This is a genomic window from Spongiibacter tropicus DSM 19543 (genome assembly GCF_000420325.1).
GTDB classification, from domain to species: Bacteria; Pseudomonadota; Gammaproteobacteria; order Pseudomonadales; family Spongiibacteraceae; genus Spongiibacter; species Spongiibacter tropicus.
The window spans coordinates 97,648-113,605 of the sequence record NZ_ATUS01000002.1; the positions used below are offsets into that span (position 1 = coordinate 97,648).

The following is a 15,958-nucleotide window of genomic DNA, read 5'->3' on the forward strand; positions in this document are numbered from 1 at the left end:
GTGATCGCAGCACCGTGCAGTGCTGCGTAAGCCTAGAAACCCCAGCTTTCGGGGTCGGGGTGCGCTTGACCGCGCTCAAGTACCTGCAAACCTTTCACGCAGCGCACCGCCAGCCAGACGACCCACAGCAGAATAATCAACCAGCCAATCAGGATCAGCGAGAGCAAGCCACCTACCAGCAAGAAGGGGATACTGATCCAGAAAGTACGGATCTGGAAGTCATAGTGACTGCGCAGCCACGCTGGGGCGTCGTTGCGATTCACGTAGGCAATCACCACCGCCACCACCGAGGTAATGCCAAACACCAGGCTCACCAGGTAGAGGATGTAGACCATTTTTGCCATGTTGGTAACAACACGTTCTTCGCTCATGTTCACGTCCTGTATCAACGCCGGGCGCCCTGCCCTGAATAGTTAATCCGGCAAATAAAAAGGGGCCGCAGCCCCTTGGTATACTTCAGCGGCGCAGCGTCAGATAAACAGCCATACGCAACTGACTGCAGTACCACTCATCACGATGGTATAGGGTAAGGCCATCCACACCATTTTACCGTAAGACAGACGAATGAGTGGCGCCAGCGCGGAGGTCAGCAGGAACAGGAACGCCGCCTGGCCGTTTGGCGTGCCTACACTCGGGATATTGGTGCCGGTATTGATCGCCACCGCCAGATGCTCCAACTCCTGATGCGTCAGGTTTCCAGCATCAAACGCCGCCTTCACTTCGTTGATATAAACCGTCGCCACAAAGACGTTGTCGGAAATCACGCTCAACAGGCCGTTCGCAACAAAGAACATGACAGTGCGCATATGGCCTTCCAAGGCCAGCACATGCTCGATAATCGGCGCGAACAAATGCTGCTCGTGGATCACCCCAACGACGGAGAAGAACACCACCAACAGCGCGGTAAACGGCAGAGCCTCTTCAAAGGCATGACCAATCCGGTGCTCGTCAGTCACACCGTTGAATGCCGTTTGCAGCACAATAATGGTCAGACCAATCAGGCCCACCGGCGCCAGATGCAGCGCCAGACCGGCCACCAGAAACACGGCTACAACACCCTGCACTATCAGCTCCGCTTTTTCGGCGCGACCACGCTTGGCATCCTGATCATTGGCATAGTCTTCGAGTACGCTACGCACCGAATCCGGCAGTTTCGCGCCGTAATCGAAGAAGCCCGTCATTTCCAGCACGATGCAGGTGAGCCATCCCATCAGCAATACCGGCATACTCACCGGTGCCATCATGATGAAGAAGTGCGAAAACTCCCAGCCCATTTTCTCGGCGATCAGCAGATTCTGCGGCTCGCCGACCAGAGTGCAGACACCCCCCAAGGCGGTCCCTACGGCGCCGTGCATCAGCAGGCTGCGCAGAAACGCGCGGAACTGCTCCAGATCATGGCGAGCATCATCCTTCACACCGGCATCTTCATTGTGGTCGTGATCGGTATGGGAGTGATGCCCCCCGGAGGCCACTCGGTGGTAGACCGCGTAAAACCCCACGCCGACGGTAATCAATACCGCCGTGACGGTCAGTGCATCAAGAAAAGCACTTAACAGTGCAGCCATTCCAGAAAACATGAGTGACAGTGCAATCTTAGAGCGGACACCCAGCAGAATCTTGGTGAAGACAAACAACAGAAGGTTCTTCATGAAGTAGATGCCCGCGACCATAAAGACCAGCAGCAGGATAACTTCAAAGTTGTTCTTGGCTTCCATATACACCGTTTCCGGTGTCGCCATACCAATAATGATGGCTTCCAGCGCCAGCAAGCCGCCCGGTTGCAAGGGGTAGCATTTGAGCGCCATAGCCAGGGTAAAAATAAACTCGGCGATCAGCGCCCATCCGGCAACAAAAGGGCCGAAGGCAAAGAGCAGAATAGGATTAAGAACGAGAAAGCCGATAATGGCCTGTTTATACCAGAGCGGGGAATTTCCCAGAAAATTGCCATAGAAGGCGCTCGCAAAGCTTTGATTCATGGGCTTCTACCTTGCTTGACGAAATATAAGGCGGAGAGCGGCTGGGAGGTCGCTCAAGGCGGGCTGCGTTTGAGTCCGCGGCGGATCATACTACATCTCTATACACGCCGTCAGCCGAAGAGCGGCGCCCATGCCGCCGCTCTCGACTAAAGTCGTAGCTTATAACGGTTCCGCTTCGGTTTGCTGCTGCGCGGCAATCGCCTGTCCCGCCGCGGCGACAGCACGACTGTCAGCGACCCGGCCACTGCCTTTTAAGGCATAGCGATTGAGCCCGGCTATATGGACTTTGCGTATGTAGTGTTGCCAGTCAATGGCCCGAGCATCGACCGGGAACAGCGCTTGGTCGCTCTCCGGCAGCGAGCGGTACATGGCCATTAACTTGTCGTTGTGAAAGATATAACTGGGCTGCGCATAAAAGGAGAAAATTGCCGACAACTCCATGGCGGCATCCAAATTTCGTCGGGCACGCAGTTTGCGACGGCGGCCAAAGCGGCTCAGCAGTGAACTCAAGACAATCAGTGCAAAACGCAAGCCGGAGGCAACCACAGTAAACAAGCGCTTATCCACCGCCACGAAACGCCGACTGGGAGCATCGCTGAACAGCTTGTCATAGTCGCGGTGATTTTCCTTGGCCTCGCTCATCAAATGGTCGATGAACTGACCCATGGTCAAGGGGTTGCTGCCGCCACTGCAGCATTGATAAATACGGTGTTGCCCAGGTTCACGGAACTGCTCGGCCAGTGATAACAACACCGCATTCGCAACCAAATCGGCGGGGATAACATCGATGACCCCGCTGCGCTTGCCGGGAAAGAAAGCGACTTTGCCTCGGGCATAGGCCAGCAAAATCGCATCGGCGACCTTCACGCCCTCAATCCACCCCGGACAGGGTTCCTGAAGGGTACTCTCAATAATGGAGGGCCGCACAATCGTCAGTGGATAATCCCGCAGCGCCCGCATCAAGCGCTGCTCGCCCAACCATTTAGTAAAGGTATAGGTGTCGTTCCATCCCGCAGCTTGGGACTCGCGAATACCCAGCTCCACTAACTGGGCCTTCAGGGCGCGCCCCTCATAATTTTCCTTCAGCCCCTCGATTTTCTCGAGCAAGGATTCCACCAGGCCAAAGCTTTCGTAGTAGCCGCGCGCGTGCTGGGGCAAATTATCCATCCCCGCCGGGCTGACATTTTCCTCACGCATATCTCCCCGGTTAAGTCCGTTCACATAACAGGTGGAAACTTGAATGAGAGGTACGCCGCCTGCCGCCTCGCACAGCTCGACGATGTTATCCAGCGAGAGGGTATTGATCTCAAGCGCACGGTCCAGCTCTTCCCTGAAATTAACGCTGGCCGCGGAATTGATCACAGCATCCACTTCCCCCGCCAGCGTGTTAAAGGCCGCGCGAGACAGCCCAAATCGCGGTTCGGTGACTTCGCCGGTAATACAGTGCAGGCGCTGTTGGCAAAATTGCTCAAACCACTCGCCGCGCTCGGTCCGCAATGTATCAAAAATCGACGATGTGGCGACCTCGGCTTCGAAACGGCTGCGGGCATCCCGGTGATGGCGATTCCCCCGCATCAACAGATAAACCGCCTCCACATCTGGCACACTGCGAAGCAGCTTTTCCAGTACCACCTTGCCGAGAAACCCACTGGCACCGGTTATCAGAATACGTTTGCCACGCAGCGCCGTAACGGTTGTCGATGGCTCTGAATTGAACTCTCGCATGTTGCCTCCTAAATTGAAGAAAACCCGCCTGATCGCACTTGCGATCGTTTGTCACCAGCCTACGCCGGCAACTTGACCCGCACATGACAAGCACCCTGATGCACTAAACAGGCCAGTCGCACACCCCGGTGTTACGGACTTTGCCTGCGGCACCGGGCCCGAACTGCACTGTTTTTGCACAAGTACTCAAGCAACGTCCCAGTTCAGCGCAGAATGATCGGTTTTTCTGATCTGAGTCAGCAGAATTCTCGACACCTCCCGACAAGACAAGTTTCTATACTGTTGCCATCAGTTCAGCGACCGCACAGGAGAACAAGATGGGTTTACTGGTAAACGGCAAATGGCAGGACCGCTGGTATGACACCGACAGCAGCGACGGAAAATTCGAACGAGAAAGCGCCCAGTTCCGCCATCAGATCGGCGACAAGGACTTCCCTGTTGAGGCCGATCGCTACCACCTTTATGTCTCGCTGGCCTGCCCCTGGGCACACCGCACGCTGATTTTCCGCAAACTGAAAAAGCTCGAGTCCCTTATCAGTGTTTCGGTGGTCAGCCCGATCATGCTGGAACAGGGCTGGTCGTTTGAGCAGAATGAAGGCAGTAGCGGGGACCCGCTTTATGGCATGGCGCATCTGCACGAGCTGTACACTCGCGATACCGCCGACTACACCGGCCGTGTCACTGTCCCTGTACTATGGGACAAAAAACAGCAGCGGATTGTTAACAATGAGTCGGCGGACATTATCCGGCAGTTCAACACCGCGTTTGACGGGCTGACCGGCGATACTCAGAATTTCTACCCGGCTGCGCTGCACAGCGACATCGAGAGCATTAACGAGCAGGTTTATCACGGTGTGAACAACGGCGTTTACCGCTGCGGTTTTGCCACCACGCAAGCCGCTTATGATGAGGCCTATCAACAACTGTTTGCGACACTGGATGCACTCGAAGCGCGACTCTCAGGTCAGGCATTTTTGGCAGGCGAACAGGTGACTGAAGCAGATTGGCGGCTGTTCACAACACTGATCCGCTTTGATGCGGTATATCACGGACACTTCAAATGTAACCGTCAGCGCATGGAGGATTTCCCGTCGCTGTCCAACTACCTTCGCCAGCTTTACCAATGGCCGGGTATTGCTGAGACCGTGGATTTTTCGCACATCAAACGGCACTATTACATCAGCCATACAATGATTAACCCAACACAAGTGGTGCCTGATGGTCCGGCGATCGACTATAACCGGCCTCACAACCGCCGCTAAGCCAATACCCTATGCTGGAAATCTCTAACGCCGTTCAACTGCCGCTTCACGAAATCGAGATCAATGCGATTCGCGCCCAAGGCGCGGGCGGCCAGAACGTCAACAAGGTCTCCTCGGCCATCCATCTGCGCTTTGATATTCAGGCCTCATCGCTACCTGCCTTTTACAAGGAACAGCTGCTCGCCCTGCGCGATCAGCGCATCAGCAAGGAGGGGGTGATTGTGATCAAGGCGCAGCAGTTTCGCACTCAGGAGCAGAACCGGGAAGATGCGTTGAACCGGCTGCAGGCGCTCATCCGCAGCGTAGCGGTCAGCCGCAAAGCGCGACGCCCCACCAAGCCCAGCAAAAGTGCCCGCGCCAAGCGCATGGACAGCAAAACCAAACGCGGTAACATCAAGGCCTTGCGCGGCAAGGTCGACCACTAAGGCTGGCGGCTAGGTCAAATCCTGAAACGGATTGTAGGCAACTTCCCAATAGTGACCTTCGGTATCTTGGAAATACCCGGAATATCCGCCCCAGAAGACCTCCTGTGCCGCCTTGATCAGGGTTGCCCCGGCGTTTACGGCCTGCTCCAGCACCGCATCGACCTCGGCTTTGCTCGCCACATTATGCGCCAGCGTAATACCGCTAAAACCACCGGGCTTCGCCGATGGCAGACCAATGTCAGCGGCCAGCTCTTCACGCGGAAACAGCGACAACCAAGCCCCCTCCATCTCAAAGAACACCACGCCTTCCGCGTCAAACTGATGCTCAGGCAGTCCCAAGCCATCCCGGTAAAAACGCTGCGCTCGGGCGAGGTCATCAACCCCCAGCGTAATCAGGCTGATTTTAGCTTTCACTTACGATCCCCTCAAAGTCGGGCCAATGCCGCCGCGTAAAGTCACCTCAGGTGGCGCAAGGCGCCCAATAGCGTGACAAAAACACAGCACTGCGCTGATTCACATCAGCACAGGCCGAATACCGACGTCGCTGACAATCAGGCCTTATCGAGCGCCTGACTGACATCGGCAATAATGTCGTCGATATGTTCGATCCCCACCGAAATCCGGATGAGGTCTGCGCTGACCCCCGCCGCCGCCAGCTCGGCATCGTTGAGCTGACGGTGGGTAGTGGTTGCCGGGTGGCAGGCCAGTGATTTCGCATCACCGATATTCACCAGACGCAGGATCATCTGCAGCGCATCGATAAAGCGGGCTCCGGCTTCTTTGCCCCCGGTAATACCAAAACTGAGGATGCCCGAGGCTTTGCCGCCGGTAATTTTCTGACAGGTTTCGTGGTAGGGGCTGTCGGGCAGTGCCGCGTAATTTACCCACTCGACCTTGTCGTGCTGCTGGAGGTAAGCCGCCAGCTTTTCAGCATTTTCGCAGTGACGCTCCATGCGCAGTCCCAGTGTTTCGAGACCTTGCATAATCTGGAAGGCATTCATCGGCGACAACGCGGCACCGGTGTTACGCAGCGGCGCCACTCTGCAGCGACCGATAAAGGCCGCAGGACCCAATGCCTCGGTGTACACCACGCCGTGGTAGGAGGGATCAGGTTCATTCAGAATCGGGAACCGAGCCTTGTTGGCGACCCAGTCAAACTTGCCGGAGTCGACAATCGCGCCACCAATCGAGGTGCCGTGGCCGCCGATATATTTAGTCAGCGAGTGCACCACAATATCGGCGCCCAACTCAAAGGGACGACACAGGAACGGTGTAGCCACGGTGTTATCAACAATCAGCGGCACGCCGTGTTTATGGGCGATATCTGCCAAGCGGGCAATATCCACCACATTGCCAGCGGGGTTGCCGATGGACTCGCAAAATACCGCCTTGGTATTGTCATCGATGGCATTTTCAAAGCCGTCGAAATCATCGTGGCTGACCATTCGCGTTTCAATACCCTGGCGCGGCAGAGAGTGGGCAAAGAGATTGTACGTGCCACCGTAAAGCTGGCTGGTACTGACAATGTTGTCACCCACTGCGCAGATGGCCTGCAAGGCATAGGTGATGGCGGCCATACCCGACGCGACACCCAACGCAGCAATACCGCCCTCCATAGCCGCGATACGTTCTTCAAGCACAGCGGTAGTCGGGTTCATGATGCGGGTATAGATATTACCCGGCACTTTCAGATCGAACAGGTCGGCACCGTGCTGGGTGTCATCGAAGGTGTATGAGGTGGTCTGGTAAATCGGCACCGCGGCCGCTTTGGTGGTTTCTTCTGACTTGTAGCCCTGGTGCAGGGCGATGGATTCCAGCTTCATAATCGTTCTCTATGACGGTTGTATTCGTTGTTATGTCTACCGCCTGCCCTGTATCGACTAATTGTGATTATCTGCCATCAACGCCAGTGTATTCAGAAACGCGGATGGCATATCCATTTTGGCAATGGCCTCCGGGCCAGGCAGGCAATGGCGGCTGAGGAATTCTAGTAGACTTGGGTCGGGATCACAAAACAGCACATCCAATGCCAGGCGCTGGCCACCGTAAAGCCCTCGATGCAGCATATTGGCGGAGAAAATCAGCAGATCTCCGGGCTCCAGGGCAATCCTCTTGCTTCCCGGCAAATCATCCGCCGGTTGCCGCCCCGCCAGCCCCATTCGCACCGACCACTGCTGGGGCGTATCCCAGCGACGGTGACTGCCAGGCACCAGCTCGATACCCGACTCGTGTTTTGTCGCGATGCGGAAATGCACGACCTCAGGCCCTGTTAACGCTGCACGCTGCTGGCATTCATCGAGGTGGTATTGAGGATCGCGATGCCAGTAATTTGCCTGAGCCGGGTCCGCAGGATCGAAAAACAGTTGGGTATTCATGAAGCATGGCGCTGAGTCAAAGACCGCATTGACCTGGGCCATCAATGCACGAGAACCCAAAAATTGAAACAGGGTTTCTCGCTGTGACGGACTGAGTATATCCGGCGCGGTCAGGTAAGCCGCGTTGATCGCCCCAAGCCGGAACGCCTCCTCATTGGTCTCGATCCATGCGGAGTAATACGCGCTCAACAGCGTGTTTAGCTGGGCAATTTCCGCCGACGAAAAAGCGCCAGCAACCCGTAAATAACCATCGCGCTCGTACTCAGGATTCACGGCTTGATGTACCTCGAACATATTTCGTCGCAGACCGGCGGGTAAGAACACAATCCTCTATACCGGCAACGCCGGTCAATCGGGTACGCCATTCCACTCCCCTTAATCGCGTTTACGCACTTTCTTAGCCGCCGCTCTCAAGGCAGCGCCATAGGCATTGTTGCCCCATTCGCGCATGGCATCGAGATCGTCAAAGACGGTTTCCGGGGCCTCGTAATACGATAAGGTGTAAGGCTTGCCCTGCTTGTGATATTCGAAGGCGGCCAGCCCCTCGCTGACAAAGTCGTCTTTACTCAATGCATCGGCTTTCAGATACAGCACCCGCTTTATTATCAGCGCAATCATCAGCCCGTCGAGAAACAAGCCGTAGCCGCCGAACATGCGCCGCGCAGTAACCGGACCGACCACTTGCATCAGGTCGAGCACATGCTCAGTGAATTCTTGATCGGCAGCGCCCACGCCATGCCTCCCGCAATAACGATGCTGACTACTATACCGGGCTGGATGCGAGCCACAAAAAAGGCGCCCGCAGGCGCCTTGTTCACAATCTCTCGCAGCGACTCGAGGTCACAGACTGAGGACTTTCTCGCCCCGGGCGATACCGGATACGCCGCTGCGTACCACTTCCATAATTGCGGCCTCACCGACCGCCTCCAGGAAGGAGTCGAGCTTGTCGGCCGCGCCGGTCACCTGAATGGTATACACGCTGGGGCCTACGTCCACGATCTGGCCACGGAAGATATCGGTACAGCGCTTGATCTCGGCGCGTTGGGCACCGGTCGCCCGCACTTTTACCAACATCAGTTCGCGCTCGATATGCGCGCCTTCAGACAGGTCGACCAGTTTGACCACGTCCACCAAGCGGTTGAGGTGCTTGGTGATCTGCTCGATCTTGTGATCGTCGCCGATGGTGGTCAGGGTCAGCCGCGACATGGTCGGGTCTTCGGTCGGCGCCACATTGAGCGTCTCAATGTTGTAACCGCGTTGTGAGAACAGGCCCACTACCCGCGACAGTGCACCGGGCTCGTTTTCCATGAGTACTGAAATAATCCGCCGCATCAGGTCCGCTCCGTTTTGCTCAGCCACATATCGCGCATGCTGCCGTTGGGGGCCACATGCATGGGGTACACGTGCTCGTGGGGATCGACATGAATATCCATGAATACCAGCTCGTTCTTGCGGGCAAACACTTCTTTCATCGCCTCTTCCAGGTCACTCAACTGAGTGACCTTCACGCCGGAGTGGTGATAGGCCTCAGCCAGTTTAATGAAATCTGGCAGCGAGTCCTCGTACACACTCTGTGAGTAGCGGCCTTCGTACTGCATGTCCTGCCATTGTTTCACCATGCCCAAATAGCCGTTGTAAAGATTGAGAATCTTCACCGGGATATTGTACTGGGCGCAGGTCGACAGCTCCTGAATGTTCATCTGAATGCTGCCTTCGCCCGTCACACAGGCCACGTCGGCATCCGGGAAAGCCAGCTTGACGCCCATCGCCGCGGGCAGACCAAAGCCCATGGTGCCCAGGCCACCGGAGTTGATCCAGCGGCGTGGCTCATCAAACTTGTAGTATTGAGCCGCAAACATCTGGTGCTGGCCCACGTCGGACGTGACGAAGGCTTTGCCGCCGGTCACCTTGCACAGCGTCTCGATAACCTGCTGCGGCTTGATGTACGGCGTGCTGGTGTCGTAACGCGGCTTGGTCCACAGGCCGTGAGTGTCACGCCACTCGTCGATCTGTTCCCACCAGTGCTTGAGGGCACTTTGATCTGGCAGCTCAGGCTGCTCGGTACGCAGCTCACGCACCAGTGCGATCAGCTCGGTCAACACCGAATCCACCGGGCCAACGATCGGCACATCGGCATTGATGGTTTTTGAGATCGCCGCCGGGTCGATATCGATATGAATAATCTTGGCACCGGGGCAGAACTTGCTGGTGGTATTGGTCACGCGGTCATCGAAACGTGCACCCACCGCCAGAATCACATCGCTGTGATGCATCGCATTGTTGGCTTCGTAGAAACCGTGCATGCCCAGCATACCCAGGAACTGGCGATCGCTGCCCGGATAGGCCCCCAGGCCCATCAGCGTATTGGTGACCGGGAAGTTCAATTCTCTCGCCAACTCACGCAGCTGTGGAGAGGCATTGCCCTGCACCACACCACCACCCGCATAAATCACCGGGCGCTTAGCGGCCAGCAGCAGGCTGGCGGCCTTCTTGATTTGTCCGCTGTGACCGCGACTGGCCGGCGTGTAAGAGCGCAGCTTCACCTTCTTCGGGTAGTTGTACTCGAACTTGTCGTGCGGGTTAGTCAAATCCTTCGGCAGATCAACCACCACCGGGCCGGGACGACCACTGGAGGCAATGTAGAACGCCTTCTTGATCATCTCGGGAATTTCTTCAGTCTTGGTAACCTGGAAGCTGTGCTTCACGATAGGCCGTGAAATACCCAGCATATCCGTTTCCTGAAAGGCATCTTCGCCGATCAGGTGGCTCATTACCTGCCCCGACAGCACCACCATCGGGATCGAATCCATGTACGCGGTGGCAATACCGGTAATGGCATTGGTGGCACCCGGACCAGAGGTGACCAGCACCACGCCCGGCTTGCCGGTTGCGCGCGCATAGCCGTCGGCCGCATGGGTGGCCGCTTGCTCGTGACGCACCAAAATATGCGGCACCTTGCAACTTTTAAACAATGCGTCGTAGATGTGTAGTACCGCGCCACCGGGGTAGCCGAAGATGAATTCAACACCCTCGTCTTCCAAGGCGCGTGCGATCATTTCGCCGCCAGATAACAACTCCACTGAAAGACCCTCGCTTCAGTCTGAATCAAAAAATTCCGTCGCCACGCCCCCGGCTGCCAACCGGAAACGCACTTAATGTGAACGCATGTGATGTCGAAACACATACCTGCCAAACACCTTGCAGTGTTTGGGCGAATCGCCAAATGCCGCCATCGCGGCCATATTTGCCTCGCGGGGTAAGCGAAGCGGGCAATCTCGCAACACAGGTCATGTGTCTGCTGAGTGAATGGAACTACGTGTGTAGCAGCACAACAGCTTTAGTTGCACTCTGTAAATTGGCCGCAGGTAAGCAGCGCGGAAAACAGCCATCAAACCCATTACGGGTAGACCGGCTATTTTTTAACCTGCCCCCTTTTTTGTCAAGGCAAACTGCGCCTAACTGCCAGTTTTTTACGGCTTTTCCGCGCTTCAGCGAAATTGTGATCCGCCTTTGTGTGGCACAGAGGGAATCTGCCATAATCAGAACACGATTCACTCTGGCAGCTGTCGACGATGATAAAGAAAATTCTGCTGATTTCCGGCCTTGGGCTGACCCTGATGCTTAGCAGCAGTCACCTGCTCGCCGCCAAGAGCGGTTACTATCGCTGGACCGACAGCGAGGGCAAAGTGCACTTCAGTCAGCAGCCACCGGTCGGACAGCGCTATGAGTTTGTCGAAACCCAGACCGGGCGACGCAGTATCTCTGAGGATGAACCGACAGCCGCAGACGGCGAAGCGCCCCAGGCGTCACCCGCCGACAACGCCTCAATGGAAGTACTGCCTCCCAAAGACCCAAGCATTTGCGAGCAGGCCAAGGGCAACTTGCAATCGCTCTCGACGCACGGCGCCCGAATCAGAGCGACAGACGCTGACGGCAAAGCAAGGTACCTGACAGCCGAGGAAATTGAGCAGCAACGCCTGCGCGCTGAAGAAGCCATTCGCATCCACTGCAACTGATCACGGCGAGTATTTCAATCGCTGGGCAGCCCACCAAAGCCCAGCGACCGCGATCAACCACAACAGGCCGTAGTACCCGTAGCGGCGATACCAAACGCGTTGATTGGCCACCAGCAACAGCGGCAGCAGTAGCACCATCACCAATAACTGCGCCACTTCAACGCCAATATTGAAGCTCGCCAGAGCCAGCGCGGTGTTGCGCCAACCGCTGAGTAGTTCACTCAGCATGCTGGCAAAGCCAAAACCGTGTATCAGGCCGAAACCGGCAGCCAATAACCACTGACGCCCCCGGTCACGACCGGCGATTGCCAGCAGCGCGCTGACCACAATCGAAATCGCAATCAGAAGCTCGACCGGCCCCGAGGGCAAGACCACCCAGCCCAGCGTTGCGGCAACCAGCGTTACACTGTGGGCAACAGTAAAGGCAGTAATCACCCAGGCACTGGCCTTCAGTACATCCCTGCGTGTTCCCCGATACTCCCCACCACGCGCAATGGGCAGCAGCAATGCCAACAAAAAGAGTAAATGATCGTAGCCGAGCAACATGTGCAACATGCCCTGCCAGAAGAAAGTACCTGCGGTACTCCAAACATCGCCCCTAGCGAATTCTAGCGTCGGATCACTCGGCCCCAGCACTCCCAGCTTGAGCGTCTCACCCTGATATTGCAGGTCGTAGAGAACCCGATGAAAGGGGTCGATATCGAATAGTAGTCGGTAGCTGAGCGACAGACCTTCGGGCTCCTCGCTGCAAGGTGACTCAAGCTGCCACGCGGCGTAATGGCCGTCACTGTGCTGGGTAAAGCCAATCAGCTTGACGTCTAGCGCACAGCGAAGCTGACCGCGAGTCAGTGACAATCCGGCGTCAATAATGTCACCCAACGCCGCCTCGGCATCACGCACTTCTCGGACCGTCACGACGCCATCGCGGGGTGAGCGGTCGATATCATCGAGGCGCTGCAGATCCTCGACGGCGATATCCAGCCGCCAAGACTGATCATGGAAGTACAGAAAACTGTCGCTGTTCTTATGCGCCTGCACAGCAAGCGGCAACGCGCTGAGCAACAGCAGATATAGAAACGCCCTCATCGCTCATCCCCCACGGCGGCACGGGCATCTAACAGCAGTTGCCGATCTGGCCACTCACGCTGCTCAGTCCAGATCTCTTCGGCCATTTTCAGTGCTTCCCGCTGCCGCCCCTCAATCTCAAGCAGGTAACGCGCACGGTGTCGACTGGCGGGAATGTCCCCCCTCCGCGCCATTTCGGTGAAGCGTTGCTCTACCTGCGCTCGCAGTTGCAGGTAGTCCGCTTGCAGGTCCGCGTCGACAGACGCCTGCGATGTCAGCCCATGCAGGGCCATCAAACGGCACAACAGCATCGCCTCATCATCCGCCTCAGCCGCGCTCAGGCTCAGTGCCCGCTGGAACTGTTCCGCACTAAGTGCGGCTTCGCAGTATCTGGAACGGGTGTAACGATCTTCAGGTGAAAGCAGCAGCGCCATCCGCCATGCGTCGAGCGCACTGTCATCGGCAAGGCGATCGGCAAGGTCAGCTCGAGAGACCGCTATCCAATGCAAAGCGACATCGCCGCCAAGCAAGTGGTTCGCGATCAGTGCGTGCAGCTCGTTCAAGGCACCGGGGTCTTGCTCCCGAAGGCCGCGCAAGTATATCTGGCAGGCCTGACGGTAAAGGCTAGCAACAAGCTCTCCCATCGCCGCGCAGTGACCCTGCGCTACCGCGTAATCCCCCTGGACCAAAGCCAGGTGGTAGGCCGCCAGTAACCATTGCATCGTCGCATCGCGACGCCTGTCAGGCTCCTCGAGTTGCTGAATACTCCGCTCAGCCTCCGTCAAATAGTGCCAGGCGCGCTCGAACTGGTGCAAGCTCTGGGCCAGTTGCGACTGCAAGAAGGCATAGCGCCAGCGTTGATCACGACTGACCTCCTCCGCGGAAAGGTCGCCGTTGAGCAGACGCTCGGCTTCTCCCAAACGGCGGGGGTTCCCCTGTTCACGAAAAGCGCGGATGGCCTGCTCGACCTCGTCGAGCAGCTCAGCCACATCCGCCTTTTTGGCGGACGTCGGGTCTTGAGGCGGAGCGACAACGAGGGGAACCTTTGCCAAACGAAACTCATCAGCAGGCCAGGCAACAGGCGGAATCGCCGCATCCACCGTACCCGCCATCAGCAGGCCAAGCGTGAATAGCCATATGTCCTTGGGCACCATCTTTCCTCCCTAACGATTCCTAAAGAGCCCTAACAAAGAGGGGGCGATCATGTCGCCCCCTCGTTCTGCTAAATCGCCTGGCTATTTTATGAAGCCGTCATAAGACTGCTGATCCAGCGTTTCCGGCTTCACGCCGTTGACATCAATCGGCTCGTCATTGGGCTGCTGATTGAAGGCCTGTGCAAAGGTGGCAGCAAAGACCCCATCGCGATCAGCCTTCTGACGACCATCGCCATCATCATCCCATGAACAGGCGCTGATGCTTACTATGAACCCAACGAACAGTATCCACTTTTTCATCACTCTCTCTCCTGTCTGCGCCATTGGCCTCAGGGTGAACCCGCGATAGGTGTCGCCAGATACGGGAAACCAGAGAGGTAGCTGAAGCGATCGGGCTTGGCGCCGTCATTTGCCACCGCGCCAGCGTTGACGATTACCGGAGCTACGCCGCTGAGATCGCAGGTTTGCAGTTGGTTGGGGTTGTTGGCAGTAATCGCACCCAGTGCCACAGTGAGGGCGATATCGACCACATCGTCAACCGGACGACGACCGTTGGGGAAGCCGGCCAAATCACAATCAAGGAAGCCCAGTTCGCCTTGGGAAACCAGCGGCGCTGGCGCGATCTGCGTGTTCAAACGCAGCATTTCGCCGGGCTGAACGGATGCCGGCTGGTTCAGGCCCGCCACACCGGTAACGAATGCCGCCAGCAGGTCGTTACGCGGGGTCGCAGGAACGGTGGTGGCACCGGGGAACAGCACATCGACCAGCACCGGCAGTGTCGGGTACAGCACATAGTTGGCGAAATTGCTCACGTCGTCAGCGGGCTCGCTGGCATTGAACTTGTCTTTGTCGGTAATACCGATCACTACCTCGTTCACCAACGGGCTGCCCAATCGTGAAAGCTGCGTCCAAGCGCCGCCCTCAACACTGGGGCCCTGACCATTACTGTCGGCGACCGGACCCACCGGCTTCGAGTTCAACAGACGGGCTTGCGGCTTGCTCGCCGTCGTCCAGGCACCGACCACGGTTTCAGTGTCGGTAGTAACACAGGAAATAGGCAGTTCCAGCGCCAGCGAGGTCACGTTCTTGTCGCCGATCGTGTTGCTGGCGCTGTCGCGCGCACCCAGCGGGTTGAGGTTCACCTGATCAAATACCTGACCGAGGTTCACCACAAAGCCTTCCTGCCGCTGACCGACAAACATCCGTCCGGAGCTGCTGCAGCCAGGGATGGCGATATCGTAAACAAACTGCGCCGCGTAGCCTTCGTAATCGGGAATCGTCTTATTGCCGATGTTATCAACGGGCTTCACGAACTGGCTGGCACCGGAGCTGAGATTGGTCACAGAGCTCTCCTGCCCACTGCGACGGTCTCCGGAGACAAGGTCCACCGTAAATGTCTCGACCACGTTCAGCAGACCCGGCGAGGTACCGCTACCGCCTCCGACAGCAGCAAGTGGCACCTGCACCAAAATATCGCCGCCCTGCTCGTCCTCCCCGGTTTTCACCTGGCCGTCACTGATCAACCCGCTGGCATTCGCCTGCCCGTAGGTATTGGAAAACTGAAACTGGAAGGTCAAATCTTCTCGCGAGTCGCCATTGTTATCGATGTGGATTTCGTACAGCGCCTGAGGGTCCATGGTGAAATAGTTGGGGCCACCATAGGCATCCTGCAACGGCTGGTAATTTGCGATAACCGTGATGAAGCCATCGCGGCCGGATTCATAACTGCGAAAGAGATAGAAGTCGGTTCCGTCGACTTTGGGTGCGCCAGCGATAAATGGTGCTTCCCTGTGGCTAGAAGCGTTTGCGTTCAATGCAAACACAGCCGCGGTCAGCGCTGGCAGCGCGAACCGACTTATAAATCGGACAGCTCTCATGACATTACCTCGAATGTACGTAAATGTACTTATTTTTTGCAACTAGGCGTACGAGGCGCTGACGGTGATTGGATCAAAAAAAA

At 56.9% G+C, this 15,958-nt stretch carries 16 protein-coding genes; 3 read left to right on the forward strand and 13 right to left on the reverse strand.

Annotated features, from left to right (window positions below):
- Positions 1 to 32 precede the first annotated feature (32 nt).
- From G411_RS0112095 to G411_RS0112105, 3 genes are all read right to left on the reverse strand, one after another.
- On the reverse strand, positions 33 to 371 hold the full coding sequence (locus tag G411_RS0112095) for a DUF4870 family protein (RefSeq protein ID WP_022959475.1): 339 nt from the start codon (positions 369 to 371) through the stop codon (positions 33 to 35).
- Positions 372 to 470: 99 nt separating this feature from the next.
- On the reverse strand, positions 471 to 1,976 hold the full coding sequence (gene nhaB, locus G411_RS0112100) for a sodium/proton antiporter NhaB (protein ID WP_022959476.1): 1,506 nt from the start codon (positions 1,974 to 1,976) through the stop codon (positions 471 to 473).
- Positions 1,977 to 2,135: 159 nt separating this feature from the next.
- The gene (locus G411_RS0112105) at positions 2,136 to 3,701 is read right to left on the reverse strand and encodes a fatty acyl-CoA reductase (RefSeq protein WP_022959477.1); all 1,566 of its coding nucleotides are present in this window, start codon (positions 3,699 to 3,701) and stop codon (positions 2,136 to 2,138) included.
- A gap of 317 nt (positions 3,702 to 4,018) precedes the next feature.
- Between G411_RS0112105 and G411_RS0112110 the strand changes: the two genes are divergently transcribed.
- Both G411_RS0112110 and arfB read left to right on the forward strand, forming a co-directional pair.
- Positions 4,019 to 4,963 carry a glutathione S-transferase family protein gene (locus tag G411_RS0112110; protein ID WP_022959478.1) on the forward strand — a complete coding sequence of 315 codons (945 nt, stop codon included), beginning with the start codon at positions 4,019 to 4,021 and terminating at the stop codon, positions 4,961 to 4,963.
- 11 nt (positions 4,964 to 4,974) lie between these two features.
- A complete protein-coding gene (gene arfB / locus G411_RS0112115; protein ID WP_022959479.1) occupies positions 4,975 to 5,388 on the forward strand; it encodes an alternative ribosome rescue aminoacyl-tRNA hydrolase ArfB in 414 nt (137 codons plus the stop codon).
- Between the two features lie 9 nt (positions 5,389 to 5,397).
- Here the strand turns inward: arfB and G411_RS0112120 are convergent, their stop codons facing one another.
- The 6 genes from G411_RS0112120 to G411_RS0112145 all read right to left on the reverse strand — a co-directional run bounded on the left by G411_RS0112120 (position 5,398) and on the right by G411_RS0112145 (position 10,843).
- Positions 5,398 to 5,802, reverse strand: a complete 405-nt coding sequence (locus G411_RS0112120) for a VOC family protein (protein ID WP_022959480.1) — start codon at positions 5,800 to 5,802, stop codon at positions 5,398 to 5,400.
- Between the two features lie 137 nt (positions 5,803 to 5,939).
- Positions 5,940 to 7,211: an O-acetylhomoserine aminocarboxypropyltransferase/cysteine synthase family protein gene (locus G411_RS0112125; protein ID WP_022959481.1), complete on the reverse strand. Its 1,272-nt coding sequence runs from the start codon at positions 7,209 to 7,211 to the stop codon at positions 5,940 to 5,942.
- Positions 7,212 to 7,268: 57 nt separating this feature from the next.
- Positions 7,269 to 8,057 (reverse strand): phytanoyl-CoA dioxygenase family protein, encoded by a 789-nt coding sequence (locus G411_RS20310; RefSeq protein WP_022959482.1) that lies wholly within the window; start codon positions 8,055 to 8,057, stop codon positions 7,269 to 7,271.
- A gap of 81 nt (positions 8,058 to 8,138) precedes the next feature.
- The gene (locus G411_RS0112135) at positions 8,139 to 8,495 is read right to left on the reverse strand and encodes a TfoX/Sxy family protein (protein WP_022959483.1); all 357 of its coding nucleotides are present in this window, start codon (positions 8,493 to 8,495) and stop codon (positions 8,139 to 8,141) included.
- Between the two features lie 108 nt (positions 8,496 to 8,603).
- Positions 8,604 to 9,095 carry an acetolactate synthase small subunit gene (gene ilvN, locus G411_RS0112140; RefSeq protein ID WP_022959484.1) on the reverse strand — a complete coding sequence of 164 codons (492 nt, stop codon included), beginning with the start codon at positions 9,093 to 9,095 and terminating at the stop codon, positions 8,604 to 8,606.
- Positions 9,095 to 10,843 (reverse strand): acetolactate synthase 3 large subunit, encoded by a 1,749-nt coding sequence (locus G411_RS0112145; RefSeq protein WP_022959485.1) that lies wholly within the window; start codon positions 10,841 to 10,843, stop codon positions 9,095 to 9,097. The genes ilvN and G411_RS0112145 overlap by 1 nt, the downstream gene beginning before the upstream one ends.
- A gap of 492 nt (positions 10,844 to 11,335) precedes the next feature.
- Between G411_RS0112145 and G411_RS0112150 the strand changes: the two genes are divergently transcribed.
- On the forward strand, positions 11,336 to 11,779 hold the full coding sequence (locus tag G411_RS0112150) for a DUF4124 domain-containing protein (protein WP_022959486.1): 444 nt from the start codon (positions 11,336 to 11,338) through the stop codon (positions 11,777 to 11,779).
- On the opposite strand, the gene G411_RS20315 is transcribed toward G411_RS0112150, so the two are convergent.
- From G411_RS20315 to G411_RS0112170, 4 genes are all read right to left on the reverse strand, one after another.
- The gene (locus G411_RS20315) at positions 11,780 to 12,865 is read right to left on the reverse strand and encodes a HupE/UreJ family protein (RefSeq protein WP_022959487.1); all 1,086 of its coding nucleotides are present in this window, start codon (positions 12,863 to 12,865) and stop codon (positions 11,780 to 11,782) included. It abuts the gene before it with no gap.
- Positions 12,862 to 13,998, reverse strand: a complete 1,137-nt coding sequence (locus tag G411_RS0112160; protein ID WP_022959488.1) for a hypothetical protein — start codon at positions 13,996 to 13,998, stop codon at positions 12,862 to 12,864. Before G411_RS0112160 ends, G411_RS20315 begins: the two co-directional genes overlap by 4 nt.
- Positions 13,999 to 14,079: 81 nt before the next feature.
- The gene (locus G411_RS0112165) at positions 14,080 to 14,298 is read right to left on the reverse strand and encodes a hypothetical protein (RefSeq protein ID WP_022959489.1); all 219 of its coding nucleotides are present in this window, start codon (positions 14,296 to 14,298) and stop codon (positions 14,080 to 14,082) included.
- A 29-nt stretch (positions 14,299 to 14,327) separates the two neighbouring features.
- A complete protein-coding gene (locus G411_RS0112170; RefSeq protein WP_245542387.1) occupies positions 14,328 to 15,821 on the reverse strand; it encodes a DUF4331 domain-containing protein in 1,494 nt (497 codons plus the stop codon).
- Between the last annotated feature and the right edge of the window lie 137 nt (positions 15,822 to 15,958).

Bases quoted from the DNA above. Each gene is read 5' to 3' on its own strand.
- G411_RS0112095 (WP_022959475.1), bottom strand. From the start codon at position 371: ATGAGCGAAGAACGTGTTGTTACCAACATGGCAAAAATGGTCTACATC.
- nhaB (WP_022959476.1), bottom strand. From the start codon at position 1,976: ATGAATCAAAGCTTTGCGAGCGCCTTCTATGGCAATTTTCTGGGAAAT.
- G411_RS0112105 (WP_022959477.1), bottom strand. From the start codon at position 3,701: ATGCGAGAGTTCAATTCAGAGCCATCGACAACCGTTACGGCGCTGCGT.
- G411_RS0112110 (WP_022959478.1), top strand. From the start codon at position 4,019: ATGGGTTTACTGGTAAACGGCAAATGGCAGGACCGCTGGTATGACACC.
- arfB (WP_022959479.1), top strand. From the start codon at position 4,975: ATGCTGGAAATCTCTAACGCCGTTCAACTGCCGCTTCACGAAATCGAG.
- G411_RS0112125 (WP_022959481.1), bottom strand. From the start codon at position 7,211: ATGAAGCTGGAATCCATCGCCCTGCACCAGGGCTACAAGTCAGAAGAA.
- G411_RS20310 (WP_022959482.1), bottom strand. From the start codon at position 8,057: ATGTTCGAGGTACATCAAGCCGTGAATCCTGAGTACGAGCGCGATGGT.
- ilvN (WP_022959484.1), bottom strand. From the start codon at position 9,095: ATGCGGCGGATTATTTCAGTACTCATGGAAAACGAGCCCGGTGCACTG.
- G411_RS0112150 (WP_022959486.1), top strand. From the start codon at position 11,336: ATGATAAAGAAAATTCTGCTGATTTCCGGCCTTGGGCTGACCCTGATG.
- G411_RS20315 (WP_022959487.1), bottom strand. From the start codon at position 12,865: ATGAGGGCGTTTCTATATCTGCTGTTGCTCAGCGCGTTGCCGCTTGCT.
- G411_RS0112160 (WP_022959488.1), bottom strand. From the start codon at position 13,998: ATGGTGCCCAAGGACATATGGCTATTCACGCTTGGCCTGCTGATGGCG.
- G411_RS0112165 (WP_022959489.1), bottom strand. From the start codon at position 14,298: ATGAAAAAGTGGATACTGTTCGTTGGGTTCATAGTAAGCATCAGCGCC.